24 protein-coding genes are annotated in these 25,533 nt (G+C 60.9%); 11 read left to right on the forward strand and 13 right to left on the reverse strand.

From position 1 onward, the window contains the following. The first annotated feature begins 22 nt into the window (after positions 1-22). From ACIROY_RS13040 to ACIROY_RS13055, 4 genes are read left to right on the forward strand one after another with little or no spacing between them, the layout of a single operon-like run. A complete protein-coding gene (locus ACIROY_RS13040; RefSeq protein WP_402341899.1) occupies positions 23-889 on the forward strand; it encodes an ATP-binding cassette domain-containing protein in 867 nt (288 codons plus the stop codon). 51 nt (positions 890-940) lie between these two features. Beyond that, the gene (locus ACIROY_RS13045) at positions 941-1,156 is read left to right on the forward strand and encodes a molybdopterin-binding protein (RefSeq protein WP_007884497.1); all 216 of its coding nucleotides are present in this window, start codon (positions 941-943) and stop codon (positions 1,154-1,156) included. Positions 1,157-1,180: 24 nt separating this feature from the next. Beyond that, positions 1,181-2,029, forward strand: a complete 849-nt coding sequence (locus ACIROY_RS13050; RefSeq protein WP_402341901.1) for an EAL domain-containing protein — start codon at positions 1,181-1,183, stop codon at positions 2,027-2,029. Position 2,030: 1 nt separating this feature from the next. After that, positions 2,031-2,624 (forward strand): RBBP9/YdeN family alpha/beta hydrolase, encoded by a 594-nt coding sequence (locus tag ACIROY_RS13055; RefSeq protein WP_402272493.1) that lies wholly within the window; start codon positions 2,031-2,033, stop codon positions 2,622-2,624. A gap of 340 nt (positions 2,625-2,964) precedes the next feature. Here the strand turns inward: ACIROY_RS13055 and ACIROY_RS13060 are convergent, their stop codons facing one another. Continuing rightward, the gene (locus ACIROY_RS13060) at positions 2,965-3,720 is read right to left on the reverse strand and encodes an SDR family NAD(P)-dependent oxidoreductase (protein ID WP_402279382.1); all 756 of its coding nucleotides are present in this window, start codon (positions 3,718-3,720) and stop codon (positions 2,965-2,967) included. A 158-nt stretch (positions 3,721-3,878) separates the two neighbouring features. On the opposite strand from ACIROY_RS13060, the gene ACIROY_RS13065 reads away from it, so the two are divergent. From ACIROY_RS13065 to ACIROY_RS13075, 3 genes are all read left to right on the forward strand, one after another. Then, a complete protein-coding gene (locus tag ACIROY_RS13065; protein ID WP_402279173.1) occupies positions 3,879-4,769 on the forward strand; it encodes an AraC family transcriptional regulator N-terminal domain-containing protein in 891 nt (296 codons plus the stop codon). 522 nt (positions 4,770-5,291) lie between these two features. Next, a complete protein-coding gene (locus tag ACIROY_RS13070; protein ID WP_402279176.1) occupies positions 5,292-5,795 on the forward strand; it encodes a DUF3304 domain-containing protein in 504 nt (167 codons plus the stop codon). A 2-nt stretch (positions 5,796-5,797) separates the two neighbouring features. After that, a complete protein-coding gene (locus ACIROY_RS13075; protein ID WP_402279179.1) occupies positions 5,798-7,855 on the forward strand; it encodes a T6SS phospholipase effector Tle1-like catalytic domain-containing protein in 2,058 nt (685 codons plus the stop codon). A gap of 176 nt (positions 7,856-8,031) precedes the next feature. On the opposite strand, the gene ACIROY_RS13080 is transcribed toward ACIROY_RS13075, so the two are convergent. The 7 genes from ACIROY_RS13080 to ACIROY_RS13110 form a co-directional block, all read right to left on the reverse strand. After that, positions 8,032-9,498, reverse strand: coding sequence for a mannitol dehydrogenase family protein (locus ACIROY_RS13080; RefSeq protein ID WP_402279181.1), 1,467 nt, complete (start codon positions 9,496-9,498; stop codon positions 8,032-8,034). Positions 9,499-9,520: 22 nt separating this feature from the next. Further along, a complete protein-coding gene (locus tag ACIROY_RS13085; RefSeq protein ID WP_402279183.1) occupies positions 9,521-10,399 on the reverse strand; it encodes an ABC transporter permease in 879 nt (292 codons plus the stop codon). A 32-nt stretch (positions 10,400-10,431) separates the two neighbouring features. After that, on the reverse strand, positions 10,432-11,313 hold the full coding sequence (locus ACIROY_RS13090; protein WP_402279186.1) for an ABC transporter permease: 882 nt from the start codon (positions 11,311-11,313) through the stop codon (positions 10,432-10,434). After that, on the reverse strand, positions 11,310-12,410 hold the full coding sequence (locus ACIROY_RS13095; protein WP_402279189.1) for an ABC transporter ATP-binding protein: 1,101 nt from the start codon (positions 12,408-12,410) through the stop codon (positions 11,310-11,312). Before ACIROY_RS13095 ends, ACIROY_RS13090 begins: the two co-directional genes overlap by 4 nt. 88 nt (positions 12,411-12,498) lie before the next feature. Further along, on the reverse strand, positions 12,499-13,686 hold the full coding sequence (locus ACIROY_RS13100) for an extracellular solute-binding protein (protein WP_402279191.1): 1,188 nt from the start codon (positions 13,684-13,686) through the stop codon (positions 12,499-12,501). 116 nt (positions 13,687-13,802) lie between these two features. Then, the gene (gene uxaC / locus ACIROY_RS13105) at positions 13,803-15,224 is read right to left on the reverse strand and encodes a glucuronate isomerase (RefSeq protein WP_402341903.1); all 1,422 of its coding nucleotides are present in this window, start codon (positions 15,222-15,224) and stop codon (positions 13,803-13,805) included. 120 nt (positions 15,225-15,344) lie between these two features. After that, positions 15,345-16,085 carry a FadR/GntR family transcriptional regulator gene (locus ACIROY_RS13110; protein ID WP_402279197.1) on the reverse strand — a complete coding sequence of 247 codons (741 nt, stop codon included), beginning with the start codon at positions 16,083-16,085 and terminating at the stop codon, positions 15,345-15,347. A gap of 461 nt (positions 16,086-16,546) precedes the next feature. Here ACIROY_RS13110 and cysT point away from each other — a divergent pair, with 461 nt between their 5' ends. From cysT to ACIROY_RS13130, 4 genes are read left to right on the forward strand one after another with little or no spacing between them, the layout of a single operon-like run. Continuing rightward, on the forward strand, positions 16,547-17,404 hold the full coding sequence (gene cysT / locus ACIROY_RS13115) for a sulfate ABC transporter permease subunit CysT (RefSeq protein WP_116433251.1): 858 nt from the start codon (positions 16,547-16,549) through the stop codon (positions 17,402-17,404). A gap of 1 nt (position 17,405) precedes the next feature. After that, positions 17,406-18,335, forward strand: coding sequence for a sulfate ABC transporter permease subunit CysW (cysW, locus tag ACIROY_RS13120; RefSeq protein ID WP_402279200.1), 930 nt, complete (start codon positions 17,406-17,408; stop codon positions 18,333-18,335). Further along, positions 18,332-19,432 (forward strand): sulfate/molybdate ABC transporter ATP-binding protein, encoded by a 1,101-nt coding sequence (locus ACIROY_RS13125; protein ID WP_402279203.1) that lies wholly within the window; start codon positions 18,332-18,334, stop codon positions 19,430-19,432. The genes cysW and ACIROY_RS13125 overlap by 4 nt, the downstream gene beginning before the upstream one ends. Continuing rightward, positions 19,429-20,364, forward strand: coding sequence for a CysB family HTH-type transcriptional regulator (locus ACIROY_RS13130; protein ID WP_402279205.1), 936 nt, complete (start codon positions 19,429-19,431; stop codon positions 20,362-20,364). The genes ACIROY_RS13125 and ACIROY_RS13130 overlap by 4 nt, the downstream gene beginning before the upstream one ends. Before the next feature lie 80 nt (positions 20,365-20,444). Here the strand turns inward: ACIROY_RS13130 and ACIROY_RS13135 are convergent, their stop codons facing one another. The 5 genes from ACIROY_RS13135 to ACIROY_RS13155 all read right to left on the reverse strand — a co-directional run bounded on the left by ACIROY_RS13135 (position 20,445) and on the right by ACIROY_RS13155 (position 25,296). Beyond that, positions 20,445-22,427 (reverse strand): family 2A encapsulin nanocompartment cargo protein cysteine desulfurase, encoded by a 1,983-nt coding sequence (locus ACIROY_RS13135; RefSeq protein WP_402341905.1) that lies wholly within the window; start codon positions 22,425-22,427, stop codon positions 20,445-20,447. Positions 22,428-22,435: 8 nt separating this feature from the next. After that, complete coding sequence (locus ACIROY_RS13140; RefSeq protein ID WP_016835647.1) at positions 22,436-23,368, reverse strand: family 2A encapsulin nanocompartment shell protein; 933 nt, start codon at positions 23,366-23,368, stop codon at positions 22,436-22,438. A gap of 80 nt (positions 23,369-23,448) precedes the next feature. Then, positions 23,449-23,790, reverse strand: coding sequence for a helix-turn-helix domain-containing protein (locus tag ACIROY_RS13145; protein WP_402279212.1), 342 nt, complete (start codon positions 23,788-23,790; stop codon positions 23,449-23,451). A 36-nt stretch (positions 23,791-23,826) separates the two neighbouring features. Continuing rightward, positions 23,827-24,759 (reverse strand): serine O-acetyltransferase EpsC, encoded by a 933-nt coding sequence (gene epsC, locus ACIROY_RS13150; protein ID WP_402279214.1) that lies wholly within the window; start codon positions 24,757-24,759, stop codon positions 23,827-23,829. 39 nt (positions 24,760-24,798) lie between these two features. After that, entirely contained in the window at positions 24,799-25,296 is a 498-nt protein-coding gene (locus tag ACIROY_RS13155; RefSeq protein WP_402279217.1) for a rhodanese-like domain-containing protein, read from the reverse strand. Positions 25,297-25,533 lie beyond the last annotated feature (237 nt).

The following is a 25,533-nucleotide window of genomic DNA, read 5'->3' on the forward strand; positions in this document are numbered from 1 at the left end:
AGCAACGAACAAGGACGTCGCGATGCAAAACAATCCGGTCGAAACCACGCAAGTAAAGCATGCCGCCGAAGCGCAGTCCGACAAGCAGAGCCGCGGTGTGCGCGTCGCCATCGACGGCCTGTCGAAATCCTATGCCGGCCGCGAAGTACTGAAAACCGTCGCGCTCGACGTCAAGCCCGGTGAATTCGTCGCTATCGTCGGTCGCAGCGGCTGCGGCAAAAGCACCTTGTTGCGTTTGATCGCCAAGTTGGAAACGGCGACCCGCGGCGAAGTCGTCTTCGCCAAGGATGCCGGCGGACGTCAACCGGGCTTCGAGCCGGAGACCCGCATCATGTTCCAGGACTCGCGCCTGCTGCCATGGAAACGCGTGCTCAACAATGTCGCGCTGGGCTTGCCCAAGGCGGCCTTGCCCTCGGCGTCGCAAGCTCTGCGCCAGGTCGGGCTGGAAGAACGCGCCGGCGAATGGCCGGCCGTGCTGTCCGGCGGCCAGCGTCAACGCGTGGCGTTGGCGCGCGCGCTGGTGCACGACCCTGAATTATTGTTGCTGGACGAACCGCTGGGCGCGCTCGATGCGCTGACCCGCATCGAAATGCAGCAGCTGATCGAATCGCTGTGGCAGAAGCGCGGCTTCACCGCCGTGCTGGTCACGCATGACGTACAGGAAGCAATCGCGCTGGCCGATCGCGTGGTGCTGATCGAAGACGGCAACATCACGCTCGACCAGGCCATCGACCTGCCGCGTCCGCGGGCCCGCGGCAACCCTGCGTTCGCGCAGATGGAAGAGTACATCCTGTCGCGCGTGCTGCAACATCCGGCCAATGCGCCGGACAGCGCGCTCGGCGATGTCTCGCTGCAAAAGACCGTCAATCAGGTGCAGTGGGCAATTTAAGTTTTTGTTTTTATTTTTTAACGCAGTTTTCTACCTCACCAGGAGTCAAGCATGACCATTCAAGCCATCAACGTCCGCAATCAATTCAAGGGCAAAGTCAAAGCCATCATCGAAGGCTCCGTCGTCTCCGAAGTCGATGTCGAAACCCCTGCCGGCATCGTCACATCGGTCATCACCACTCGCTCGGTCAAGGACCTGGGCCTGGTGATCGGCAGCGAAGTCGTCGCATTGGTCAAGGCGACCGAAGTCTCGATCGCCAAGCTCTGATCCGATTCCATCACGGAGCCATTGATGAAGTATCAAGCCCTGGAAAAATATCTTGCCCGCCTCAACGGGTCTGTGAAAGAAGAATCCAGGGTCTGGCTGGATGCGGAAGGGCGGGCGCAGGGCAAGTATTTCAACACCACGCTCACTTCTGCATTCCAGCCGATACGCGTATTCGGCAGCGCCGGCACGCCGGACGCCGCCATCGTCGCGCATGAAGGTTTTGCGCGCAGTTATTCCGAAGACGACAGCGGCCTGCATCTGTGGCGCCTGCTCGACCAGGCCGCCAGCGATGACGAGTCGGTCGAACTGGACCGCCTGTGCCGCATGCTGCATTCGATCAATTTCTATCGCCAGGTGGACCACGACGTCAGTCTGCACCTGAGCGTGCATGCGCGTTTGCTGGCAGCCGTGGACAGCAATCACGGCATCGCTTTCCGTCGCATCCTCAACCTGCTGGAGCTGCCGCATGACAAGATCGTGCTGCAGATGCCGGTGGTGACGCAGAACCAGGGCTGGCTGCTCAACTATGTGCTGGACAATTACCGGCGCAACGGTTTCCGGCTCGGCATCAGCGCCGCCGATGCGCGCGACGCGCTGGCCTTGCTGGAGAAGGTCAAGCCTGACATGATCAAGGTCGACGCGCGCGAACTGGTCGATGAAGAGGGCACTGAAAAGCTGCTGCGCCAGGCAGGCTCACTTGGCATTCGCGTCGTGTTCAAACGCGTCGAGAATCCGGACGTATTCGCGCGGCTGCAGGAGTTTGGCGGCAAGCTGGCAACGCCGGTGTATGCTCAGGGCTATCTGTGGGATACGCCGAAATCTACCTTGGCGCTCCTGCCTCCGATTCCAAACGCCGAAAGCAAGGTGGCCTGACATGGGAAACACGACCGCACGCAATCAAGGCAGCTCCGGTGTCCCACGCATTGCGGATTTCCGTGTGCTGGTGGTGCCGGGACTTGACGGCAGCGGTCCCGAGCATTGGCAGTCGCGCTGGCAGCGGTTGTATCCGGCCTTCGAGCGGGTTGAGCAGGATCACTGGGATGTTGCTGATTTGCCGGTGTGGTCGTCGCGTTTGCAGGAGGTGCTGGCACAGGATGCGCGTCCGACCGTGATCGTTGCGCACAGCTTTGGCTGTCTGACGACGGTGCATCGTGTGGGTCTGGATGCAGGTCATATCGTCGGTGCATTGCTGGTGGCGCCGGCGGATCCTGAAAAATTCAAGGTGGCCGATGTCGTGCAGACGCGGTTGCCGTTTCCTTCGGTCGTGATCGGCAGTACTGATGATCCCTGGATGTCGGCGGAACGCGCTGAATATTGGGCGGGCGTTTGGGGGAGCGAGTTTGTCAATGCGGGGGCGGTGGGGCATATCAATACTGCTTCGGGGTTGGGCGACTGGCTTGACGGGCAGGATGTGTTGGCGGCGTTGGTCAAGCGGGTTGGTAACCGCAATTCTGTGGCTTCTGCCTGATCTGTCTTCCTGTTCTCGTTAAATCTTTTCTTTCTTCGATCGACCAAGCCGGGGGCGGCCCGGCAGCCGCTCACTTTTCTTGCTTCGCCAAGAAAAGTAAGCAAAAGAAGGCGACCGCAAGTTCGTAGCCCCTTCGGGGTTCCCGGCGGCGGCAGGCGCAAATCGGGAGGGGAAACAAACTCGCTGCGCTCAGACAAGTTTCCCCTCTTTATCCGATTTGCACCTGCCGCCACCGGCTACTCGCAAGCGGAATTCCAGACTGGCTCGCTGCGCATCGCCAGGGGACTGAGATGGTATTGAGATCGTTGGTTTCTTTTACTCCTGCTCCCTCGTTCCCTTCTTAAATTCCTTGTCCGCCGGACACTTCAATTCTTTGCGCCGTCACCCAACGATTGTCCTTCGACAGCAGACTCGCGATCATCGGGCCGATGTCGTCCGGTACGCCTACGCGGCCCAGTGCGGTCAGTCCTGCAAACAGTTTGTTGATGTCCGGGTTGTCGCGTACGGCGCCGCCACCGAAGTCGGTTTCGATGGCGCCGGGCGCAACCGTGTTGACCGCGATGCCGCGTGCGCCCAATTCTTTTGCCATGTAGCGCGTGAGCACTTCGACCGCGCCTTTGGCGGCCGCATAGACCGCATAGCCGGGGAACGAGGTGCGCGTCAGGCCTGACGACAGGTTGACGATGCGGCCGCCGTCGGCGATCAGTGGGAGCAGGGTTTGCGTCAGGAAATACACGCCTTTGAAATGTACGTTCACCAGGCCGTCGAACTGCGCTTCCGTGGTGTCGCCGATCAAGGCGTAGTCGCCGTGGCCGGCGTTGTTGACCAGATGATCGAAGGTGTCGCGCGACCAGGTGTCGCGCAGCGCGGCGCGCAGGCGGTCGGCGAAGGAGGCGAATGCGGCGACGTCGCCGGTGTCGAGTTGCAGCGCGACGGCTTTGCGGCCGAGGGAGTGGATCTCGGCGACCACGGCTTGCGCTTCATCGCTGCGGCTGTGGTAGGTGACCACGACGTCGCCGCCATGGCGGGCGATGCTGAGGGCGGTGTTGCGGCCGAGTCCGCGGCTGGCGCCGGTGACGAGGGTGATCTTGGTCATGGTCATGATGGGGCTCCTGTGCTGGTGCGTTGATGGAGACCGCAGTATCAGACGCAGGGGACAGGCCCGGTTACCGGAAACTCGACGTTCCTTGCCTGATCCTCCAAGTCGCGCGCAAGTCGCGTGCAAGACAGTCGCCGACAAGGTAGGCTTGCATCATGACGACCCTGCTCACTGCCGTACACCGCTATGCCGACGCCCATGCCGAACGGGACGGGCTGGCGCACACGCCCATCGCCGGGCTCACCATCGTGCGCGCGACCGAAGTCAGCGAGTTGCTCTACGCCATTTCACGGCCGCTGGTGTGCCTGGTCGTGCAGGGCGGCAAGCGCGTTGCCATGGGCGCGCAGGCCTTCTCCTTCTCGGCGGGAGATTCGTTGCTGATCACGGCCGATGTGCCGACCGTCAGCCAGATCACGCGGGCCAGTCTCGCCGCGCCTTATCTGTCGCTGGTGCTGGAACTCGATCCTGCCGTGATTGCCGACCTGGCGATGCAGATGGAAGCGGCGCCGGCTGTTGTGCAGGCGCCGGTACGCGTCGATCCGACCGATGCCGAAGTCGCCGACGCCGCGCTGCGGCTGATGCGCTTGCTCGATCGTCCGGCGGCGTTGCCGGTGCTGCAGGCGCAATTGACGCGCGAGCTGCATTACTGGCTGCTGGCGGGCAAACATGGCGCGGCGATTCGCAATCTGGGATGGCCGGACAGCCAGGCGCGGCGCGTGGCGCGAGCGGTGGAGGTGTTACGAAGCGATTTCGCGCAGGCCTTGCCGGTGGAACGCCTGGCGGAGGTGGCAGGTATGAGCCCGTCGTCGTTCCATCAGCATTTCCGCAGCGTGACATCGTTGTCGCCGCTGCAGTTCCAGAAGCAGTTGCGCCTGATCGAGGCCAGGAGACTGATGCTGGCCGACGGCGTCAGCGCCAGCAGTGCGGCGTTTGCGGTCGGCTATGAAAGCGTGCCGCAGTTCACGCGCGAATACGGCAGGATGTTCGGCCTGCCGCCGGTAAAGGATACCGAAGAGGCGAAGAGCAAGGTACGCGCTTCCGCCTAAAACTCGGTCACGATATCCTGAGCAATCCCGACAAGGATGTAGGATTGGAGAATTACAAACTGGCGTCGCGTTCAGTTTCTCGTAGGCCGCGCTCACCTGATTTCTCAAGCACCTCTTCAATACGCTTATGCCATCCGGGTCGGGCCCGCTCCACGCTGCAAAGTAGCAATGCGTCTTTCCATATTCGGTGGTCTTCGAGCAGCATCCTTGATGTGCAACGTGCAGAATACTTCGTATAAATCTACCGTGGCACGGCTTCGTATGCCTCCTTTTTATCTGCAGCGGGAGAACAATCTCTTCAAATCTCGTATTGCCCGGTTTCTCGGGACGAGCATGAACACGTTGCTAAATCCCGCCAACTGACAAATCAATTCAATAGCCGGCAGGAATCCTTTCTCCATATTTAACGGTTTTTCCTGATTCTTTTGGCCTGTAGTTCCGCGCATATTTACAAGCTTCGTATCTTCACGGACATTGGCAGACTGTATTTTTCTCAAGAAGTACTTGCCAAGGAAAACAACGATGACGATTAAAAGGCTACTGCTGCCACTGCTGCTATTTGCCAGCATCTCTACCTTGACGGCTTGCAATGCGACCGCGCCGGAAGCGCCTGCAAAGACATCCACGCTGTCGTATGTACCTATATCGAGAGAATATGTCTCGGTCTCTTGCGTGACACACGGGACAGGCTATATCCATTCTTTTTACATTGAAGAACCGGCTTCAAGCAGTCGGTTGGGTGGTCGGGAAGCGGGCGGCACTAACTGCGGGGGCATCATTGCGGCGGGCTACGCTCTGCCCAAGACCTGGTTTCCTGGGATGAAAGTCAAAGTTCGCTGGAAACCCAATGGGCGGGAATGGGTGGAAAAGACGACCAATATCATGCGGTATGAGAAAGCTGACAAGGTAGTTGTTCATTTCTTTCCGAATGATCAGGTTCGAGTTGTATCTTCCATTTTTTATCCAGAAAGCCCAAAACATCCTATATCGGAAAATGCCACCGTCCCGCCACCGGAGGAGCAATAATCGTGAGTACACCAATTCATTCAGCCCCGCCGACGATAGCGGACACTGCAAGTGCAGAACTCGAATTCACCATGTGCGAATATATCGCGATCAGCCGGCTTGACGACATGCCTGCGCAGTACGCACCGAGTGGTAATAAACTACCGCCCTGTCAAAAGCTGGTGCGCATTGGTCTGTTTTTCGATGGCACTAGTAACAACAAATATCGGGATGAACCTAATCAAGCGCATACCAATATCGTCAAGCTGTTTAATGCACACAAAGATATCAAGGGCGAAGGTCATCTTAAGGATTCCAGTTGCTTTAGTTTTTATATTCCCGGTGTCGGGACACGCTTCCCAGAAAATCAAGAATGGAAAGAGACCCAGGAAGGCAAAGCCATGGGTAAAGGCGGGCAAGCACGAATCTTGTACGGCATCTTGCGTGTTTATGATGCTGTCTATCGTGCGTTTAACTACGGAGCGCCTCTATATGAAGAAGCCCAACTCACAGCCAAACTAAAAAGCTACGTCCGCGACGTCGAGACGAATTACGACAAGGAATACCCCGAACACGAGCGCCGCAAACGCTGGTTCGCCCAATTGCGCGATGAGTTGAACGACACGCTGCAAGCCCGGCGCAACATCATCATCCAGCCGCGCATTCCTAAAATTCGCGTAGCCTTATTCGGTTTCTCACGCGGCGCGATAGAAGCGCGCAGTTTCTGCTACTGGCTTCACGCCGCGCTGGAAGAGAAATCCACGCTCGCAGGCATGCCCATCGAGATCAACTTTCTCGGCTTGTTCGACTCAGTCGCCTCGGTCGGCCTGCCGCATTCGGCTGCGCAAACCACGCCGTTCCGCTTCATTGACGGCCACTTCAGCTGGGCGGCGGAGACCTTGACGCCGCTCCCCTCGCTGGTCAAAAAGACGGTGCACTACATCGCCGCACACGAACAGCGCATGAACTTCCCCGTCACGCGCGTCCAAGGAAACAACGTGCAGGAAATGTTGTATCCCGGCATGCATGCTGATGTGGGCGGCGGCTACTGCCCCAAGGAGCAAGGCCGTGGCATGACGGTGGGACAGATGGTGTCGCAAGTGCCGCTGCTGCATATGCATAAAATCGCGCGCCTGGCGGGCGTACCGTTACTAGGTTACAGGGGCATGGCTTCAGACCTGCAGGCCGACTACGCCCTCAGCCCAGAACTGGCGGCCAACTGGAACGCGTATATGGCGGCAGGGGATTTCGCCGGCACCTATGAAGCACAGGTGCGCGAACACCTGCGCATGTACTACCGTTTTCGCAGCCATTGGCTGGGCCGCATGGCGCAACTGCCGGCATATCAGCGCGCCACGCCCCAAGAGCAGCAGGATATCGCCAGCTACGATGCACTGTTCAAGGGCGACATGGAACTGCTGCGCGAGCGCACCAAGGGCGGTCCTCCAAGGAGGTATAGAGACAATGGCGATGAAATCAAATTCTACGGGCCGGGCCACAGTCATCTTGCCAATCAACAGCAGCTGTTGCGTGCGGATACACGTCAGGCTCCCGACGCCACGGAAACCCTGGCCTTGAAGGTATTTGAAGAACAACGAGGTCAGTCGAGAGCCGACGGTATCGCTCTGCTGGAAGAACAAGTGCATGATTCTCTGGCCGGGTTCTATCTGGGCGGCTACGTGAGCGCGGAAGAGAAGACTGAGAAGTTGCGCACCTGGCAAACCAAGCCGCCGTCGGAACACGATCGCTATAACCATCAGGCCTGGCAGAATTTTGAGAAGGCCAAGGTCAAGAATCCTGAACTGCAAAAGATTTTCGACGACAAGGCTGAGTTGGCCAGACAGGCGGAGAATGCGCGCTTCAATGGACGTATGGGCGACATGGAAGATTTACAACGTGAAAGCGCTTTCACCGATAAAGAAATTGCCCTGTTGACTCAAGACTCCAAGGGCCAGCCGATATTCCCTGTACAAAGCGACGAGGACGCGGGAGCGTTGTGTAGCAGCTACGTTTCCACACAAACCGGGACATTGCGTGAAGGCGGTGGATATCTGGTGCCGCGCGTTGTGTTCTTGTTGTAACAATCCATCGTGACATGGGCCAGTGCGATGCGTGAATAGCTTGTCATCGACTGCCTGTGGAAGATACCGTCCAAAGACTATCCGACCCGGACGGTATCTGTGTGCTGATATGGCATGGAAAAATCAGAAAGGCGCGCCCACAAGAAACGGGGGGGCGCTTTTCTTTAATCCGCTAATCAGGCATTCTTTGCATCGATTCTGCTCAGCGCCTGTAAAACTCCTTGTTCTTGGATACTGCGCAGGAATGTCTTCACCGCAGTAACAAACTCCACCCGTTTTGCCAAGTCATTGCCGAACACGGCTTCCAGCGCCAGCAAGGCGTCCACGCGCTGATTAATGTCGGCGATGCGTGCTGCTGCTTGCAACGCATCCGCCAGCGGATCAGAGACCGGATACGCCAGGCCGGCTTCATCGACTCCGCGCAGATAGCGCATCCAACCCGCCACCGCAAAACACAGCCGCGCGCAAGGCAGTCCCGCATCGAGACGCGCGCGGATGGTGCCGAGCAGACGCTGCGGCAATTTCTGCGAACCGTCCATGGCGATCTGCTGCAAGCGATGTTTCAACGCCGGATTGCGGAAGCGTGCCACCAGCTCGTCGCGATATTCCGTCAGGCCGGGGCGTTGCAAAGTCGGTGCGATTTCCTGCGTCATCATCTGTTCGATGAAATCGCGCAAGCCGTCGTCGCGGATGGCTTGATCAACGGTAACGTAGCCCGCCAGCGAACCCAGGTAGGCGAGGCTGGAATGGCTGCCGTTGAGCATGCGCAGCTTGGCGTGTTCGTAGGGTTCGGCTTCTTCCACCAGCGTCGCGCCGGCGGTCTCCCAGGCAGGTCGCGGGCCGGCGAAACGGTCTTCGATCACCCATTGCGAAAACGGCTCCGTCACCACCGGCCACGCGTCGTCGAGGCCCAGGCGCGCAGCGATGGCGGCGCGATCTTCATCGGTGGTCTTGGGCACGATGCGATCCACCATGGAGTTGGGGAAAGCGCCATGCTGGGAAATCCATTTCGACAATTCAGGATCGACGCGCTCGGCAAACGCCAGCACCAGCGCGCGCGAGGTGTTGCCGTTGGACGGCAGGTTGTCGCAGGACAGCACCGTGAACGGCGGCAAGCCCGCGTCGCGGCGCTTGTCGAGGGCGCGCACGATGAAGCCGATCGCCGAACTCGGGGCATCTGCGTGCGCCAGGTCGTGGACGATGTCGGGATGATCGAAGCGCAGGGTATTGGACGCCGGATCGTGGCAGTAACCTTTTTCCGTCACGGTCAGGCTGACGATGTGGCAATGCGGGTGGCTCATCGCCGCCAGCACGGCGGCGGGCGACTCCGGCGCGACCAGCGACTCGATCAGCGAGCCGATGATGCGCAGTTGCTCGCCTTCCGTGCCTCTGATGCCGAGCGTATAGAGGTTGTCCTGCGGCGCCAGCGCATCGCGCGTATCAGGGCTGCGCAGCGATACGCCGACGATGCCCCAGCGCAGATCGCCCTGCGCCAGCACCGTGTCCGTGTAGACCGCCTGGTGCGCACGATGGAAGGCGCCCAAGCCCAGATGCACGATGCCGGGCAGCAGGGCGGTTCTGTCGTAGGTCGGGAGCGTCGCCTGCTTGCCGGCATGCGTTAGCGTTTGCTTGTTCAGCTTCATCGTGTTCCCGCGTCAATGTTCATCAGTTTTGCGGATGTTCTTTGACGCGCGACACCAGTTGTGTCGGGCTGACGAAGCGCATCGCGATCAGCAGCCAGATCAGCGTGACGATCATGTACACCATCGCCATCGCATCGATCGATTGCGAAGCGCGCACACCCGCCGCGAACACCGAGTAGTACAGCGCCACCACCAGCGTCTGCGTATCCGCGCCGGCCGTCAGGAAGGTCAGCTCGAACATCGCGATCGTGCGCACCAGCACCAGCAGCGAAGCGGCCAGGATGCCCGGCGCCAGCAGCGGCACCAGCACATGGCGGAACATCGTGAAGGTGCGTGCGCCGAACACGCGTGCGGCTGACTCCAGGTTCGGATCGATCTGCTCGATGAATGGGGTCATCACCAGGATCACGAACGGCAGCGCCGGCAACAGGTTGGCGATGATCACGCCAGGCAGGGTGCCGGCCAGGTGCAGTTCATACATCAATGTCGCCAGCGGGATGCCGTAAGTAATCGGCGGGATCATCAGCGGCAGCAGGAACAGGCCGGTCAGCAGTTTCTTGCCGCGGAAGTTGCGCCGCGCCAGCGTGTACGCCGCCGGCACGCCGATCAGGATCGATAGCACTACCACCGACAGCACTACCTGCACAGTCACCAGCAAGACGTCGCCGAGCTGGAACTCCTGCCAGGCGGCGGAATACCATTCCAGCGTCCAGCCGCTCGGCAGCCAGGTGCCGAGCCAGCGCTTGGCCACCGAGTTGGTGGCGACCGAGGCGATCATCAGGCCGACGTTGATCAGGAAGAAGGTCATCAGGCCGACCACCAGCCCGCTCCAGGCGCGGCTGCCCCAATGCGTGCGGCGCTTCGGTGCTGGCTGCCTGGAGATGGATTGCGATGTCATCATGGGAGAAGTAGTTGTCGTTGCTTGATTCATGATTAGCCTTTGCCGCCGGTGACCGGACCGCGATAGAACAGGTTGCGTGCGCCGAGCACGATCACCACCACGCCCAGTTGTACTGCACCCATGATCATCGCCACTGCCGAGGCCATGGAATAGTCGTAGTTTTCGAACGCCGCTTCATACGCCGCAATCGAAATCACACGCGTCGCCCCGGCCGGTGAACCCAGCAGCACGGCTGACGGGAAGACCGAGAACGCCTGCACGAACGACAGGCAGAACGCCATCGCCAGGCCCGGCAGGATCAGCGGGAAGATCACGTAGCGGAACTGGTTGAACGGATTGGCGCCCAGTGTCGCCGCCGCGCGCGGCAGCACCGGATCGATGCCGGTGATGTACGACAGGATCAGCAGGAAGGCGAACGGGAAACCCGAGATCACCAGCGAGATCAGTACGCCCGCATAGTTGTGAGTGAGGCGGATCGCGCCTTCATAGATATGCAGCGTCTGCAGGATCTGTGCGAACCAGCCCTTCGGGCCGAAGTAAGTCAGCATGCCTTCGGCGATCAACACCGTACCCAGCGTGATCGGAATCACCAGGATCGTCGTGGCAATTTTTTGATACGGCGTCTTGTGACGCAGGCGATAAGCCACCGGCACCGCGATCAGGATATTGATCAGCGTCGCCGGCAAGGCCAGCTTGAGCGTCACGCCGATGGTCATCCACAGGTTCTCGGTGTTGAAGAACTTGATGTAGTTCGACAGCATGCCGCCGCCTTCGAGCGGCTGAAACGACAGGATCAGGCCGTGGATGAACGGATAGACGAACACGGCCAGCATGAAGATCACGGCAGGTGCCGCCATCCACATGGCAGGATCGCGCCAGCGCGCGCCGGCGGTTTGCGAGGACGTCAGCATCATGCCACCTGTTCGGAAGGGTAGGCCAGCACGCGATCGGCTGCGACCGCGACGCGAATGGTCTCGCCCGGAGAAGCTTTGCCTTCGGCGCGTACGTAGAGGCGCGTGTTGTCTTGCGTGCGCAGCATGAACAGCGATTCGCGACCGTAATATTCAACCGACTCGACACGCGCGCTGATGCTGTTGGATGGGTTGCTGCCATCGGCGCAGATGCTGAATTCTTCCGGACGGATCGATACAGCAGCGCGGGCGTTCAGGCGCATCTTCGGAATGCCGACCAGATTGACGCCGGGACCGGCCAGGGTCACGGTCTGAGCATCCTGGCCGACCACATCCAGGATCAACTCGTTGCGATAACCCATGAAGCGCGCCACGGCGAGATTGGACGGCTGGCCGTAGACTTCCGGCGGCGTGCCGATCTGCTGCACCTTGCCGTCCTTCATGACGACGATGCGATCGGCCAGCGACAGCGCTTCGTCCTGGTCATGCGTGACGTAGAGCGTGGTGCGGCCAAGTTCGCCATGGATGCGACGGATTTCGGAGCGCATTTCCAGACGCAGTTTGGCGTCGAGGTTGGACAGCGGCTCATCCATCAGGATCAGCGGCGGTTCGATGACGATGGCGCGCGCGATCGCCACGCGCTGCTGCTGGCCGCCGGACAACTGTCCGGGCAGCTTGTTCATGTGTTGCGCCAGTTGCACCAGATCAAGGGCGCGCTTGACGCGGGTCTGGATGTCGGCGGCGGGAACGCCGCGCATCAGCAGGCCGAAGCCGACGTTCTTGGCCACCGTCATGTGCGGGAACAGGGCGTAGTTCTGGAACACCATGCCGAAGCCGCGCTGTTCAGGCGGCAAGGTATCGATACGGTGATCGTCAAGATAGATGCCACCGTCCGACAAGGGCAGCAGGCCGGCGATGCAGTTCAATGCAGTCGACTTGCCGCAGCCGGAAGGGCCGAGCAGGGCGATGAATTCGCCGCGCGCGATGTCCATCTGCAAACCATCCAGCGCAGCAATCTGCGGTGCATCGTTGGTTTTAGCCGGGCCGCCAAAGCGACGTGTCACGCGATCCAGTCGCAATGTCTTGAAGTCAGGTTTCATGCTTGCCTCTAATTGATCGTAATGAGCCGGGCGACGTGGAATGTTTCGTTGCCGCCCGGCTGGTTCTGCTTTGTCTCTGCTACTTTGCTTATTTAAACTTTTGAGCGCCGACTTGTTCATCCCAGATGCGGAATGCTTTCACCATCACCTGCGCGTCCAGCGGTTGCACGTGCGGGAACTTGGCGATCCAGTCGGCGTACTCGGCGCGGCCGAATTCCTTCAGAGTGTCCTGGCTGGCTTGCGGCGCCATGGTCACCGGCACGTTCTTGATCGCAGGACCAGGGTAGAAGTAGCCCTTGTCGTAGGTCTGCGCCTGTTGCTTCGGTTGCAGCAGGTAAGCCATCACGTCCAGCACCACGGCTTGCTTGGCGGGGGCCAGGCCCTTCGGCACGATCATGTAATGGGTGTCGTTGACCCAGGTCATGTTCTTGAAGGCGCCGACCTTGAATTCCTTCGGCACTACGCCCAGTGCACGCGGGTTGATATCCCAGCCGGTCACGGTGACCGTCATGTCGCGCGAGCCTTCGCCGAGTTCCTTCATCACGGCGCCCGTGCCGCCCGGGTAGTACTCGATGCAGGTGTTCAGTTCTTTCAGGTAGGCCCAGGTCTTGTCCCAGCCCTTGACCGGATCTTTAGGATCCTTGTCGCCGAGCAGGTAAGGCAGACCCATCAGGAAAGTACGGCCGGGGCCGGAGTTGGCCGGGCGCGCATAGATCAGCTTGTTCGGATTGGCCTTGCACCATGCCAGCAATTCCTGCGGCGAGGTCGGTACCTGCTTGACCTTGTCGGGGTTGTATTCGAGCAGCGGACCGGCCGGCATGAAGGCCACGGCCAGACCCTGGTTATGCGCCAGTTCCTGCATCTTCTTCACTTCCGGCAGATAGTTCTCGGTCAACGGTGCGAACTTGGCGTTGTTCTCGGGCAGCAGCGTCACCCACAGATTCTGCTCGATGCCGGCCGCCAGAATGTCAGTGCCGCCGAGGACCAGGTCGATGTCGCTGCGCTTGGCGTTCTGCATCGCCTTCAGCTTGCTCGGCAGTTCCGGCGCCGGCGCTTTGGTGAAGGTGAATTTGACGTTGGGGTGCGTGGTCTTGTATGACTCGATCGCTTCCTGCAACAGTGCCAGCGAACCGGCGACGTCGACCACGTTGATAGTGACGGCTGCTTGCGCATGCGCAGCGGGGCTGCCGACCATGGCAGCGAAGCCGACGCTGATGGCGGCAGCCATGATGGTGCGGCGAGTCGCCTTGTGCAAGGTGTTCAAAACCTGTTTCATTGATGTCTCCTCCTAGAGATGGAATTGTTGGGTACCGGGATAAAGCGGACGTCTTGTGACGCTCTGATGAATCTTCAAACCGTACTGCGATTGCGGTGGCTCTCTTTCAAAAACGGTTACAAACGATAAGCCTGCTTGGCCAATCGATAAGTCAGGTCATGCGCCAGGTCGAGCGCTTCGTCTTCATGCAGGCGATGCTCGGCCACCAGGCGCGCCAGATAGCCGCAATCGATGCGGCGGCTGACGTCGTGGCGGGCCGGGATCGACAGGAAGGCGCGGGTGTCGTCGTTGAAGCCGACGGTGTTGGCGAAACCGGCGGTCTCGGTGGTCAGCTCGCGGAAGCGGCGCATGCCTTCCGGCGCGTCGAAGAACCACCAGGCCGGACCGAGTTTCAGGGCCGGATACACGCCGGCCAGCGGCGCCAGTTCGCGTGAGTAACTGGTTTCGTCCAGCGTGAACAGAATGACGGAGAGACGCGGATCGAGGCCGAAGCGATCCAGCAGCGGCTTGAGCGCGCCGACGTATTCGGTCTGCATCGGGATATCAAAACCTTTATCGCGACCGAAACGCGCCAGCATCGCAGGGCTATGGCTGCGCCAGCAACCTGGATGGATCTGCAGGACCAGGCCGTCGTCGATGCTCATCGCCGCCATCTCGGTCAGCATCTGGGCGCGGAACAGTTCGGCTTCGTCGCGGCTGATCTTGCCCGACAGCGCCTTGTCGAACAGCGCCTTGCATTCGGCCAACGGCAAATCGGCGGTGCGCGCGCTCGGATGGCCGTGGTCGGTCGAGGTCGCGCCGTGTTCCTTGAAGAAGGCGCGGCGGATGCGGTGCGCCTGCAGGTAGCCTTCCCAGGTGCGGGTGTTTTCACCGGTCAGTGCGCCGAAGCGTTCGACGTTGGCGGTGAAACCTTCGAACTCCGGATCGACCACCGGATCGGGACGATAAGCCGTCACCACGCGGGCGCGGCCTTTGGCGGTTTGCCACGGATCGCTCTTCAGCTTGGCGTGATGCGCCAGCGGATCCAGCGGTGACTCGGTGGTGGCGATGACATCGATGTTGAAGCGTTCGAACAGTGCGCGCGGACGGAACTCGGGACGCTGCAGGCAGGCGTCGATGTGATCGTAGAGACGGTCGGCATTGACTTCGGTCAGGCCTTCTTCGAGGCCGAACACTTCTTCGAACACGTGATCGAGCCACATGCGCGACGGCGTGCCGCGAAACAGCGGCCAGTGTTTCGCCAGGATGCGCCAGATGCGCCGTGGATCGGCTTCGACCGTACTGCCGTCGCGGGTCGGGATTCCCAGCTCTTCCAGCTTGACGCCCTGGCTGAACAGCATGCGGAAGACATAGTGGTCGGGCTGGATCAGAAGCGCCGACGGATTGGGGAAGGCGGCGTTGTCGGCGAACCAGGCCGGGTCGGTGTGGCCGTGCGGGCTGACGATGGGCGCGTCCTTGATCTCTTTATAGAGGCGGCGCGCGATCGAGCGCGTGTCGTGGTCGGCGGGGAACAGTCGGTCTGGGTGCAGCAATGGCATGTCGTCTCCTGAATTCCAAAGTCTGGCTTTATCGCTTCCGGCATCCTCGGCTCTGTCGGGTGTTGGCTACCCGGGCCTCTGGCGGACGTCGTCGCGTCTATCGTGTTGAATCTGGCGCTGCTACTCCTGGTGATGCGGCATATAAGCCTTGCCGCCGCCCCAGCCGCGCGAAAACTCGGTGGTCACGCGTTCAAGGTGGGAGTGCATCGCTTTACGCGCGCCTTCGGGATCGCGGTCGACGATGGCCTCGAGGATGCGGCGATGGTCGACCAGCGTCTGCTGGCGCAATTCTTCGGTATGGAAGTGTTCTTCCATCTTGATCCACAGGCGGCCGCGCTGGTCCCACAGGTTTTCGATCACGCTGACCAGTGCGCTGTTGCCGGTGGCGCGGGCGATCGACAGGTGGAAGGTGCGGTCGGCTTCTTCATTGTTGGGGCGGTCGTGATAGAAGCGCTCCATGTCGTTGAGTGCGCGCAGGATGGCGTCCAGCGCACCGTCGGTGGCCATGCGCGCGGCGATCGCGGCAACTTCGCCCTCGATCAGGCAGCGCGCCGACAAGATCTCGAACGGACCCGGGCCGATTTCCTGGATGGCCGGCGCCGCGCCTTTCTTTTCAATCACGTAGATGCCGGAGCCGCCGCGCACTTCGATCACGCCGGTCAGTTCCAATGCGATCAGCGCTTCGCGCACCGAGGCGCGGCTGACCTTCAGTTGCGCCGCCAGGTCGCGTTCCGACGGCAGGCGTTCGCCGGCCGCAATGTGTTCATCGCGGATGTATGCCTGGACACGATCGGCGACCACGCGATACAGGCGCGTTTCGGGCGCGCTGAGTTCGGCAAGGGCTGTGACGACTTTGAGCATGACGGGCTGAAGGGGAGGTCCCTGAAAATTGGTCAGGCCATTCTAAGTTGGCCTGACCAATATTGCAATATGGTCTGGCCGGTTTATTTTTCGGTGGACCGAATCCTTGTTTTATAAGGCTTACAGGGCTGTAAGCATGGGCTTTTACATGATGTTAAGTGGTTGACCACTTGTTGATTCCGTGAGTGATCAGTCGTCGGATGACTAGCGCCGAAGCGACTTTGCGCAGATTTTGACGGCTGGTTTCGATCCCTCGGTAAATCACTTGGGAAGCCCTTCTTTATGCGTAAAACTTCTATGGACATGCAAAAAAATTCGTTCTCTTTATAACAATGCGATGCGATTATCCTCGCTCATTAGTCGTATTTGTAATAAGAGATTCCTCCGGTTGTTGTCGCGCTGATACGCGTTTGCAGGTGTCGAGCCAGCCCCGGAGAAGACAATAAAAAGGAAGTGCAAGCGTGACCGTCTCCATTGCCACGAACAAGAAAGCGCCGTTCCGGGTGTTGCCGGGCTTCCGCCTGTCGCTCGGCTTCACGCTGTTCTATCTCACCCTGATCGTGCTGATCCCGTTGTCGGCGGTCTTCCTCAAGACCTTCACGATGACCTGGGACGCTTTCGTCAGCGCCGTGACCTCGCCGCGCGTGATGGCCTCGTATCGGCTGACGTTCGGCGCCTCTTTATTAGCCGCTTTCCTGAATGTGATTTTCGGCGGCATCGTGGCCTGGGTGCTGGTGCGCTACAAATTCCCCGGCAAGCGCATCATCGATGCGCTGGTCGATTTGCCGTTTGCGCTGCCGACCGCGGTGGCCGGCATTGCATTGACCACACTCTATTCGCAGAACGGCTGGATCGGCCGTTACCTGGTGCCGCTCGGCATCAAGGTTGCGTTCACGCCGCTGGGCGTGCTGGTAGCGCTGACCTTCATCGGCTTGCCCTTTGTCGTGCGCACCGTGCAACCAGTGCTGGAAGACGCCGAGCGCGAGCTTGAAGAAGCCGCCGCCAGTCTGGGCGCTTCACGCCTGCAGACCTTTGCGCGCGTGATTTTCCCCACCGTGTTCCCGGCATTGTTGACCGGCTTTGCGCTGGCCTTTGCGCGCGCCACCGGCGAATACGGTTCGGTCGTCTTCATCGCCGGCAACATGCCGATGGTGTCGGAGATCACGCCGCTGTTCATCATCACCAAGCTGGAGCAATACGATTACACGGGCGCCACCGCCATCGCCGTGGTCATGCTGATCGTGTCGTTTGCTTTGCTGCTGACCATCAACCTGTTGCAAGCCTGGGTCCGCAAGCGCGGCCAGGCCGAGAAAGTCTGACATGAGCGCCGTCATTACCCCGGGACTTCCTGCTGCTTCCATCGCGCCGCGCGGCGAGCCTGTCCACGCGCCCGCCGCCACGCTGGAACCGTTGTGGGTGCGCATCCTGCTGATCGGGATCGCCTTCGCCTTCCTGACCCTGTTCCTGTTCGTGCCGCTGGTCGCCGTGTTTTATGAAGGCCTGAAAAAAGGCTGGGACGTCTACATCGACAACATCATCGAACCGGATGCCTGGTCCGCCATCAAGCTGACTCTGCTGACCGCCGCCATCGCCGTGCCGCTGAACCTGGTGTTCGGTGTGGCGGCGGCATGGTCGATCGCCAAGTTCGAATTCCGCGGCAAGAACATCCTGTTGACGCTGATCGACTTGCCGTTCTCGGTGTCGCCGGTGATCTCGGGCCTGATCTATGTGTTGCTGTTCGGCCTGCAGGGTTACTTCGGTCCATGGCTGCGCGAGCACGACATCAAGATCCTGTTCGCGGTGCCGGGCATCGTGCTGGCGACGGTGTTCGTGACCTTCCCGTTCGTGGCGCGTGAGCTGATCCCGCTGATGCAATCGCAGGGCAGTGAAGAAGAAGAGGCCGCACTGGTGCTGGGCGCCTCGGGCTGGAAGACCTTCTGGCACGTGACCCTGCCGAATATCAAATGGGGCCTGCTGTACGGCGTGATCCTGTGTAACGCCCGCGCCATGGGCGAGTTCGGGGCGGTGTCGGTGGTGTCCGGCCATATCCGCGGCGAGACCAACACGATTCCGCTGCAGGTCGAGATTCTCTACAACGAATTCAATATCGTCGGCGCATTTGCGGTGGCGTCGCTGCTGGCCTTCCTGGCTTTGGTGACGCTGGCGATCAAGAGCTTTATCGAGTGGCGTCTGCACAAGCAGTTGACCGCACACGTCGCCCATCCCGGCGCAGATCTGGAGCAATTATGAGCATCGAAGTCAAAGACATTAACAAGCGTTTCGGCAATTTCGTCGCGCTCAACAACGTTTCCCTGAATTTCCCTGCAGGCGAACTGACTGCCTTGCTGGGACCGTCGGGCTGCGGCAAGACCACGCTGCTGCGCATCATCGCCGGCCTGGAGTCGCCCGATTCCGGCCAGGTCCTGCTCGACGGCGACGACGCCTCGGCGCGCCATGTGCGCGAACGCCAGGTCGGCTTTGTCTTTCAACACTATGCCTTGTTCAAGCACATGACCGTGTTTGAAAACATCGCCTTCGGCCTGCGTGTCAAACCGCGCGCCCAGCGTCCGTCGGAAGCGCAGATTCGCGACAAGGTCACCAAGCTGCTGGAGCTGGTCCAGCTCGACTGGCTGGCCGATCGTTATCCGCCGCAATTGTCCGGCGGCCAGCGTCAGCGTATCGCCCTGGCGCGCGCACTGGCGGTGGAGCCGCGCGTGCTGCTGCTGGACGAACCGTTCGGCGCGCTCGACGCCAAGGTGCGCAAGGAACTGCGCCGCTGGTTGCGCCGCCTGCACGACGAACTGCACGTCACCAGTATTTTCGTCACCCACGATCAGGAAGAAGCCTTGGAAGTCGCTGACCAGATCGTGCTGATGAACAAGGGCAACGTCGAGCAGATCGGGTCGCCTGCCGAGGTCTACAACCATCCGGCGTCGCCGTTCGTGTACGGTTTCCTCGGCAACGTCAACCTGTTCCACGGCCGCGTGCACGAAGGCGTGCTGGAAGCCGGCGGCGTTACCTTCGACGCCCCCAACCACGCGCAGGCGCAGGACGAAAAAGGCATCGGCTACGTGCGTCCGCACGACCTCGAAGTCGACCGCTATTCGCCCGGCGCCGAAGGCATCGTGGCTCAGCTCAGGCGCTCGCATGCCATCGGTCCGCTGGCGCAACTGGAACTGGAGCGCAAAGACAATGCGCAACTGATCGAAGCCGTCATCTCCAATGAACGCTTTGCACAATTGAATCTGAAAGACGGCGAAACGCTGGTGGTGCGACCGCGCCGCCTGCACGTGTTCGTCGACAACGCGGCCTCTACCGAAGCCGCCCGGAATAAGGATGCACGATGAATTTCCAACAATTACGCTCGATCCGCGAAGCCGCCCGCTGCGGTTTCAACCTGACTGAAGTGGCCAATGTGCTGTTCACCTCGCAACCCGGTGTGAGCCGCCAGATTCGCGAGCTCGAAGAAGAGCTCGGCGTCGAGATTTTCGAACGCAACGGCAAACGCCTGATCGGCCTGACCGAGCCGGGCAAGGGCATCTTGCACATCGTCGAGCGACTGCTGCTGGAAGCGGAAAACCTGCGCCAGGCCAGCCAGGAGTACGCCGGCGAGCAAAGCGGCACGCTGACCATCGCCACCACCCACACGCAAGCGCGTTACGTGCTGCCGCGCGTGGTGCAGGCGTTCCGCGCGGCGTTTCCGCAGGTCCGTATTGCGCTTCAACAAAGTGCACCGGAACACATTGCCGAATGGGTCATGTCGGGCAAGGCCGACGTCGGCATCGCTACCGAAGGCCTGAGCCAGTTCAAGGACCTGGTGTCGTTCCCCTGCTATACCTGGCATCACGTCGTCGTGGTGCCGCAAGGACATCCGCTGCTGTCGCTCAAGCATCCGATCACGCTGGAGGAATTGGCGGCGCATTCGCTGATCACCTATGACGTCGGCTTCACGGGCCGCGGCCATATCGACGACGCCTTCCGCAAGGCCGGCATCGAGAAGGACATCGTGCTCACCGCAATGGACTCGGACGTGATCCAGCAATACGTCGCGCTTGGGCTGGGCGTCGGCATCGTCGCCTCGATGGCGATCGAGCAGGGCAAGCATCACGGCCTGCAGGCGATCGAAGCCTCGCATCTGTTCGCCTCCAACATCACGCGTCTGGCAGTGCGTCGCGGCGCCTACCTGCGCGCCTACACCTACGACTTCATCCTGCAATTCGCCCCGGAACTCAAGCGCGCCGACATCGTGGCGGCGCTCAATGAGCCGAGCTCGCACTGATTGCACACAAGCACCGCAGTTAAAAAAACGGCCATGGAATGCTCCATGGCCGTTTTCACATCCGACTGCCGATTACCCGTTCAGCCTGTTCGCCGTTGTCCGGCGAGCCTGCTGATGACCGTCGCAAGACGGTCGATTTCGTCGAAGGTATTATAAAAAGCCAGTGACGGCCGCACCGTCGTTTCGACGCCGAAACGGCGCAGAATCGGTTGGGCGCAGTGATGGCCGGTACGCACCGCGATGCCTTCTTCGTTGAGCGCGTGACCGACTTCTTCTGTGCTGTAGCCGGCCAGCACGAAGGACATCACGCTGGCCTTGTCGTCGGCCGTGCCGATCAGGCGCACGCCCTTGATTTCGCGCAGCTGCTGCATGCCGTAGACCAGCAGGTCATGCTCGTAGCGGGCGATGTTTTCGATGCCGATCTTGTTGACGTAGTCGATCGCAGCGCCCAGTCCGACCGCGTCGGCGATGTTGCCCGTGCCTGCTTCGAACTTGTTGGGAATCGGCTGGAACACCGTCTTCTCGAACGTCACGTCGGCGATCATGTTGCCGCCGCCTTGCCATGGCGGCATGTCTTCCAGCACTTCGCGCTTGCCCCAGACCACGCCGATGCCGGTCGGACCGAACACCTTGTGGCCCGAGAACACGAAGAAGTCCGCACCCAACTCCTGCACGTCGACGCGCATGTGCGACACCGACTGCGCGCCGTCGACCAGCGCCCTGGCGCCGGCGCGATGGGCCAGCTCGACGATTTCCTTGACCGGCGTGACCGTGCCTAGTGCATTCGACACCTGGGTGATCGCAACGATCTTGGTGCGGTCGTTGAGCAGCTTGCGATACTCGTCCAGCAGGATCTGACCCGAATCGTCCACCGGAATCACGCGCAGCCTGGCGCCCTTGGCGGCGGCCAACTGCTGCCAAGGAACGATGTTGGCGTGGTGCTCGAGGTTGGAGACGATGATCTCGTCGCCTTCGCCGACATGCTGCGCGCCCCAGCTCTTGGCCACCAGGTTGATGGCTTCTGTCGTGCCGCGCACGAAGATGACTTCGTTGACGTCCGGCGCATTGATGAATCGACGCACCCGTTCACGCGCGCCTTCGTAGGCGTCGGTGGCGCGTGCTGCCAGTTCATGTGCAGCGCGGTGGATATTCGAGTTTTCGTGCTCGTAGAAATAGCTGATGCGGTCGATCACCGACTGCGGCTTGTGCGTCGTTGCCGCGTTGTCGAACCAGACCAGCTGGCGACCGTTGATGCGTTCCTGAAGAATCGGGAAATCGCGTCGCACCGCATTCACGTCGAACGGCGGATGACGATCGCCGCCGGCCAGCGGCGCCGTCGCATGCGGCTGCGCCTTGGCAGGGGTGACGTAACCGCTCGGCAGGACTACTGAATCGACAAAGTAGTACTGCGGTGTAGTCGATGGCGAGGGTGTCGATGATGACGATGATGCCGACGCCGCACCCGGAATGCCGGTTGCCGGCGGCGCAGTCAGACTGCGATGTTCCGGGATCGACGGCGAAGGCAGATGCGCATCCGGTGTCGCCGGTACGGATGTGCCTGCGCCCGGCTGGCCATAGCTGTCGCTGAGGAAGTAGTAAGGTGATGCACCGGCTTGCGGCCGGGCGCCACCCACTGATTCAGGTACGCCCAGCAAACCGCCGCCGCTGCGTGGATCGTAGGCCGGTCCGGCGCTCAGGAGCTTGTCCGGAACGCCGTTGCCGGCCGGCGCAACAGGCGCCAGCGCAGGAGCGCGATTGCCCAGCGACAGCACCTGAGTCGGCGACGCCGGGATCAGGTTGGTGCCGGGAATCTGGCCCTGCGGAATCGGTGTGCCGGGTACGCCTGGTCCAAAACCTGCCGGACTGACCAGCGGCGAACCGGGCGGTGCAATGTTGGCGGGCGCCTGCACGCCATGCGGCGCAAACGGCGGCGCCGGCGGGGCCGAGAAGAACTCGGTCGCCAGGCGCGCCAGCACCGCCGGATCGAACGGCGCGCCTGACGCTTCAGGAACGCCGACGGGCTGGCCGGACGGCAATGAGGGTGGGGGCGAAAGTAGGCTCACGTCGCGGCTTATTTATAGGTGTCGGGATAGTCGTGGTACTTGCCGATTTCGACATCGTCGAGCACCGCCAGCGCGTCGGTGGTCAGCACCGCGAGCGAGCAATACAAGGAAATCAGGTACGACGAAATCGCATGGTTGTTGATGCCCATGAAGCGCACCGATAAACCTGGGCTTTGTTCGCCCGGCAGACCCGGCTGGAACAGACCGACCACGCCCTGGCGCTTGTCGCCCACGCGCAGCAGCAGGATCTTGCTCTTGCCGTCGGCGACCGGCACCTTGTCCGACGGGATCAGCGGGATGCCGCGCCAGGTGATGAATTGCGAACCGAACAGGCTGATGGTCGGCGGCGGCGTGCCGCGGCGGGTGGCTTCACGGCCGAAGGCGGCGATCGCGAGCGGATGCGTGAGGAAGAAGGCCGGTTCTTTCCAGACCTTGGTCAGCAGCTCGTCCAGATCGTCCGGCGTCGGCGCGCCGGTCAGCGGGAAGATGCGCTGTTCATCCGTGACTTGCGCCAGCAGGCCGTAGTCGGGATTGTTGATCAGTTCGCTTTCCTGGTTTTCCTTGATGGTCTCGATGGTCAGGCGCAGTTGCTCCTTGATCTGGTCATGCGGGCTGCTGTACAGATCGGAGACGCGGGTATGCACGTCCAGCACGGTCGAGACCGCGTTGAGGAAGTATTCGCGTGGATTTTCTTCGTAGTCGACGAAGGTGCGCGGCAGCTGGTTTTCTTCTTCGCGTGCGGTGCAGGTGACCTTGATCGATTCGGGATTCTTGACCTTGTTGAGGCGATAGATGCCGGCCTCGACGGGAACCCATTGCAACAGATGCGTCAGCCAGCGAGGGCTGATGGTTTCCAGTTGCGGTACGGTTTTGGTTGCGTTTGCTAGTTGCCGTGCGGCGTTATCGCCAAGCGCGGTGGTACCGCCAACTGTTGCCGACATCGTGACTCCAATTCAATAAGTGAGATAAAAAAGACGACTGAAAACTGACCGTCAGAGTGTGGCGTCAGCGCAGCGATGCCTCAACATGCTATAGCCATCAACTTGATGCCGCGCACCAGATTCATCTGGCTGATCGCTTCGCCGCGTGTCACGAGCGCGGAGGGCGTCAGCTTCAGCGCGAAGGCCAGTTTCTCGACGGTAACCAGCGAGGCAATGGCGCCGCCGCGTTCGATTTCGCCGATGTAGGAGCGGTTCAGGTTGGAGTTCTCGGCCAGGCGCTCCTGCGACCAGCCTTGCGCCTCGCGCAATTGCCGCACGCCGATGCCGAAGCTCTGCACCAACGGGCTGGGGATGTTGTCGTCGGTGAGGTCTGGTTTCGCATCCTTGTCGGTGCGCTTGCCGGCGTGTTGTCTTGTATTCATGTCAGCTCCCCCGGATGAGGCGGTTCACGATGGTGTTCACGTGGAAGCGATGCCGTTGGCAAACGCGCCTTCGCGCGACTCCGCCTGCGCGATGCGACCGCCCGGCGGCACATCATGCGTCAGCCAGACATTGCCGCCGATGACCGCGCCTTTGCCCAGCGTGATGCGGCCGAGGATGGTGGCGCCGGCGTAGATGACGACGTCGTCTTCCACCACCGGATGGCGGGGCAGGCCTTTTTGCAGGTTGCCTTCGGCATCGGTAGGGAAACGTTTCGCGCCTAGCGTGACCGCCTGGTAGACGCGTACGCGTTCACCGATGACCGCGGTCTCGCCGATCACCACACCGGTGCCGTGATCGATGAAGAAGCCGGCGCCGATGGTGGCGCCCGGATGGATGTCGATGCCGGTGGCGCCATGCGCGAGTTCAGCGACGATGCGCGCCAGCAGCGGCAGGCCCAGGACATACAGCTGGTGGCCGAGACGATAGTGGATCATCGCCAGCACGCCGGGATAGCACAGCAGGACTTCGTCCACGCTGCGCGCCGCCGGATCGCCCTGGTAGGCCGCCAGCACGTCGCTGTCGAGCAGGGTGCGGATGCCGGGAAGCGCTGCTGCGAAGGTCCGGGTTGCCGCCAGTGCGTCATGGTCAATGTCGCGGTCGGTGGCGCCGGTCACGCTGTGGAGCGCCGCGTTGTATTTCAATTCCAGGCGCACCTGTTTCAGCAGCGAATGCAGGGCCGCATCGAGTGCATGGGCGACGTGGAAGTCTTCGCTTTCCTGGCGCAGGTCGGGCGGGCCGAGACGCATCGGGAACAGCACGCCCTTGAGGCTCTCGATGACCTCCGACAGCGCATCGCGCGAAGGAAACTCGCGCCCCCCCGGTTCGCTGGCGCGCCGTTGCGCCTGGCGCCAGTTCAGGCGCGCTTCATGCAGCGACTGCACGATGTTGGGAATGTCGAAAGTGGCCACGCTGTTCCTTTACTTTTATTTTTTTGTTCAGTCCTGCATTTAGTCCTGAATCCAGGGCAATCCATGGAAGCGCCAGCCGTCGGCCTTGCCGCGCTGCTGCTCCGAATCTATCTCGCCTTCGAAGCCTTCCAGGACATTGAAAATACAGGTGAGACCCGCCTTGGCTGCGGCTTCAGCCGCCAGCGCCGAGCGCTTGCCGCTGCGGCACAGCAGCAGCGCGACGACATCCTTGCCGCCGATCTTGCTTTCCAGCTCGCGCACGAAGCGCGGATTGCGTGTCAGCGCGGTGCCGGTCGCCCACGGTACATGGATGCTGCCGGGAACATGGCCGACAAACTTGCGTTCTTCATTGGTACGGACGTCCACCAGCAATACCTGTTGGGTGGAGAACAGCTTCCAGGCCAGCACCGGCGGAACGCCGCCGGCATAGGGCAGGGAAGACGATGTGGCCTCGGCCTTGATGGAGACCAGCTCCTCAGGCAAGGCCGCAGTGGATACGGGGGATTGAACAGGTGCGGACGAATAAGCGACGGACATGAAGGAGACCTCGATGATTGTTCTGACGTTCTGACAACGAATCGACTCGGACCTGCTCGCAATTGCGGTCATTCTGGTGGCGATAGACGACAGCAGGCCGTTGACATAAATGTACGGGCCGCCAATTTGAAACAAAACGAATAAAAACGAGTTCGCTAGTTCGAAAAACAGATAAGCGATAGCGCAGAACGAGCGGCAGAGAGTGCTCGGATGAATACAGCACAGAGGATGCAGAGC

It is taken from the genome of Herbaspirillum sp. NPDC101396, from assembly GCF_044767365.1.
GTDB lineage: Bacteria > Pseudomonadota > Gammaproteobacteria > Burkholderiales > Burkholderiaceae_D > Herbaspirillum.

What these genes read in the sequence shown, in the direction of transcription:
- ACIROY_RS13060 (WP_402279382.1), bottom strand. Translation starts at nt 3,720, where the DNA reads ATGACCAAGATCACCCTCGTCACCGGCGCCAGCCGCGGACTCGGCCGC.
- ACIROY_RS13100 (WP_402279191.1), bottom strand. Translation starts at nt 13,686, where the DNA reads ATGAAACAGGTTTTGAACACCTTGCACAAGGCGACTCGCCGCACCATC.
- ACIROY_RS13080 (WP_402279181.1), bottom strand. Translation starts at nt 9,498, where the DNA reads ATGAAGCTGAACAAGCAAACGCTAACGCATGCCGGCAAGCAGGCGACG.
- ACIROY_RS13065 (WP_402279173.1), top strand. Translation starts at nt 3,879, where the DNA reads ATGACGACCCTGCTCACTGCCGTACACCGCTATGCCGACGCCCATGCC.
- ACIROY_RS13110 (WP_402279197.1), bottom strand. Translation starts at nt 16,085, where the DNA reads ATGCTCAAAGTCGTCACAGCCCTTGCCGAACTCAGCGCGCCCGAAACG.
- ACIROY_RS13070 (WP_402279176.1), top strand. Translation starts at nt 5,292, where the DNA reads ATGACGATTAAAAGGCTACTGCTGCCACTGCTGCTATTTGCCAGCATC.
- ACIROY_RS13050 (WP_402341901.1), top strand. Translation starts at nt 1,181, where the DNA reads ATGAAGTATCAAGCCCTGGAAAAATATCTTGCCCGCCTCAACGGGTCT.
- ACIROY_RS13145 (WP_402279212.1), bottom strand. Translation starts at nt 23,790, where the DNA reads ATGAATACAAGACAACACGCCGGCAAGCGCACCGACAAGGATGCGAAA.
- uxaC (WP_402341903.1), bottom strand. Translation starts at nt 15,224, where the DNA reads ATGCCATTGCTGCACCCAGACCGACTGTTCCCCGCCGACCACGACACG.
- ACIROY_RS13130 (WP_402279205.1), top strand. Translation starts at nt 19,429, where the DNA reads ATGAATTTCCAACAATTACGCTCGATCCGCGAAGCCGCCCGCTGCGGT.
- ACIROY_RS13155 (WP_402279217.1), bottom strand. Translation starts at nt 25,296, where the DNA reads ATGTCCGTCGCTTATTCGTCCGCACCTGTTCAATCCCCCGTATCCACT.
- ACIROY_RS13045 (WP_007884497.1), top strand. Translation starts at nt 941, where the DNA reads ATGACCATTCAAGCCATCAACGTCCGCAATCAATTCAAGGGCAAAGTC.
- ACIROY_RS13095 (WP_402279189.1), bottom strand. Translation starts at nt 12,410, where the DNA reads ATGAAACCTGACTTCAAGACATTGCGACTGGATCGCGTGACACGTCGC.
- ACIROY_RS13040 (WP_402341899.1), top strand. Translation starts at nt 23, where the DNA reads ATGCAAAACAATCCGGTCGAAACCACGCAAGTAAAGCATGCCGCCGAA.
- cysW (WP_402279200.1), top strand. Translation starts at nt 17,406, where the DNA reads ATGAGCGCCGTCATTACCCCGGGACTTCCTGCTGCTTCCATCGCGCCG.
- ACIROY_RS13055 (WP_402272493.1), top strand. Translation starts at nt 2,031, where the DNA reads ATGGGAAACACGACCGCACGCAATCAAGGCAGCTCCGGTGTCCCACGC.
- ACIROY_RS13085 (WP_402279183.1), bottom strand. Translation starts at nt 10,399, where the DNA reads ATGATGACATCGCAATCCATCTCCAGGCAGCCAGCACCGAAGCGCCGC.
- ACIROY_RS13125 (WP_402279203.1), top strand. Translation starts at nt 18,332, where the DNA reads ATGAGCATCGAAGTCAAAGACATTAACAAGCGTTTCGGCAATTTCGTC.
- ACIROY_RS13090 (WP_402279186.1), bottom strand. Translation starts at nt 11,313, where the DNA reads ATGATGCTGACGTCCTCGCAAACCGCCGGCGCGCGCTGGCGCGATCCT.
- ACIROY_RS13140 (WP_016835647.1), bottom strand. Translation starts at nt 23,368, where the DNA reads ATGTCGGCAACAGTTGGCGGTACCACCGCGCTTGGCGATAACGCCGCA.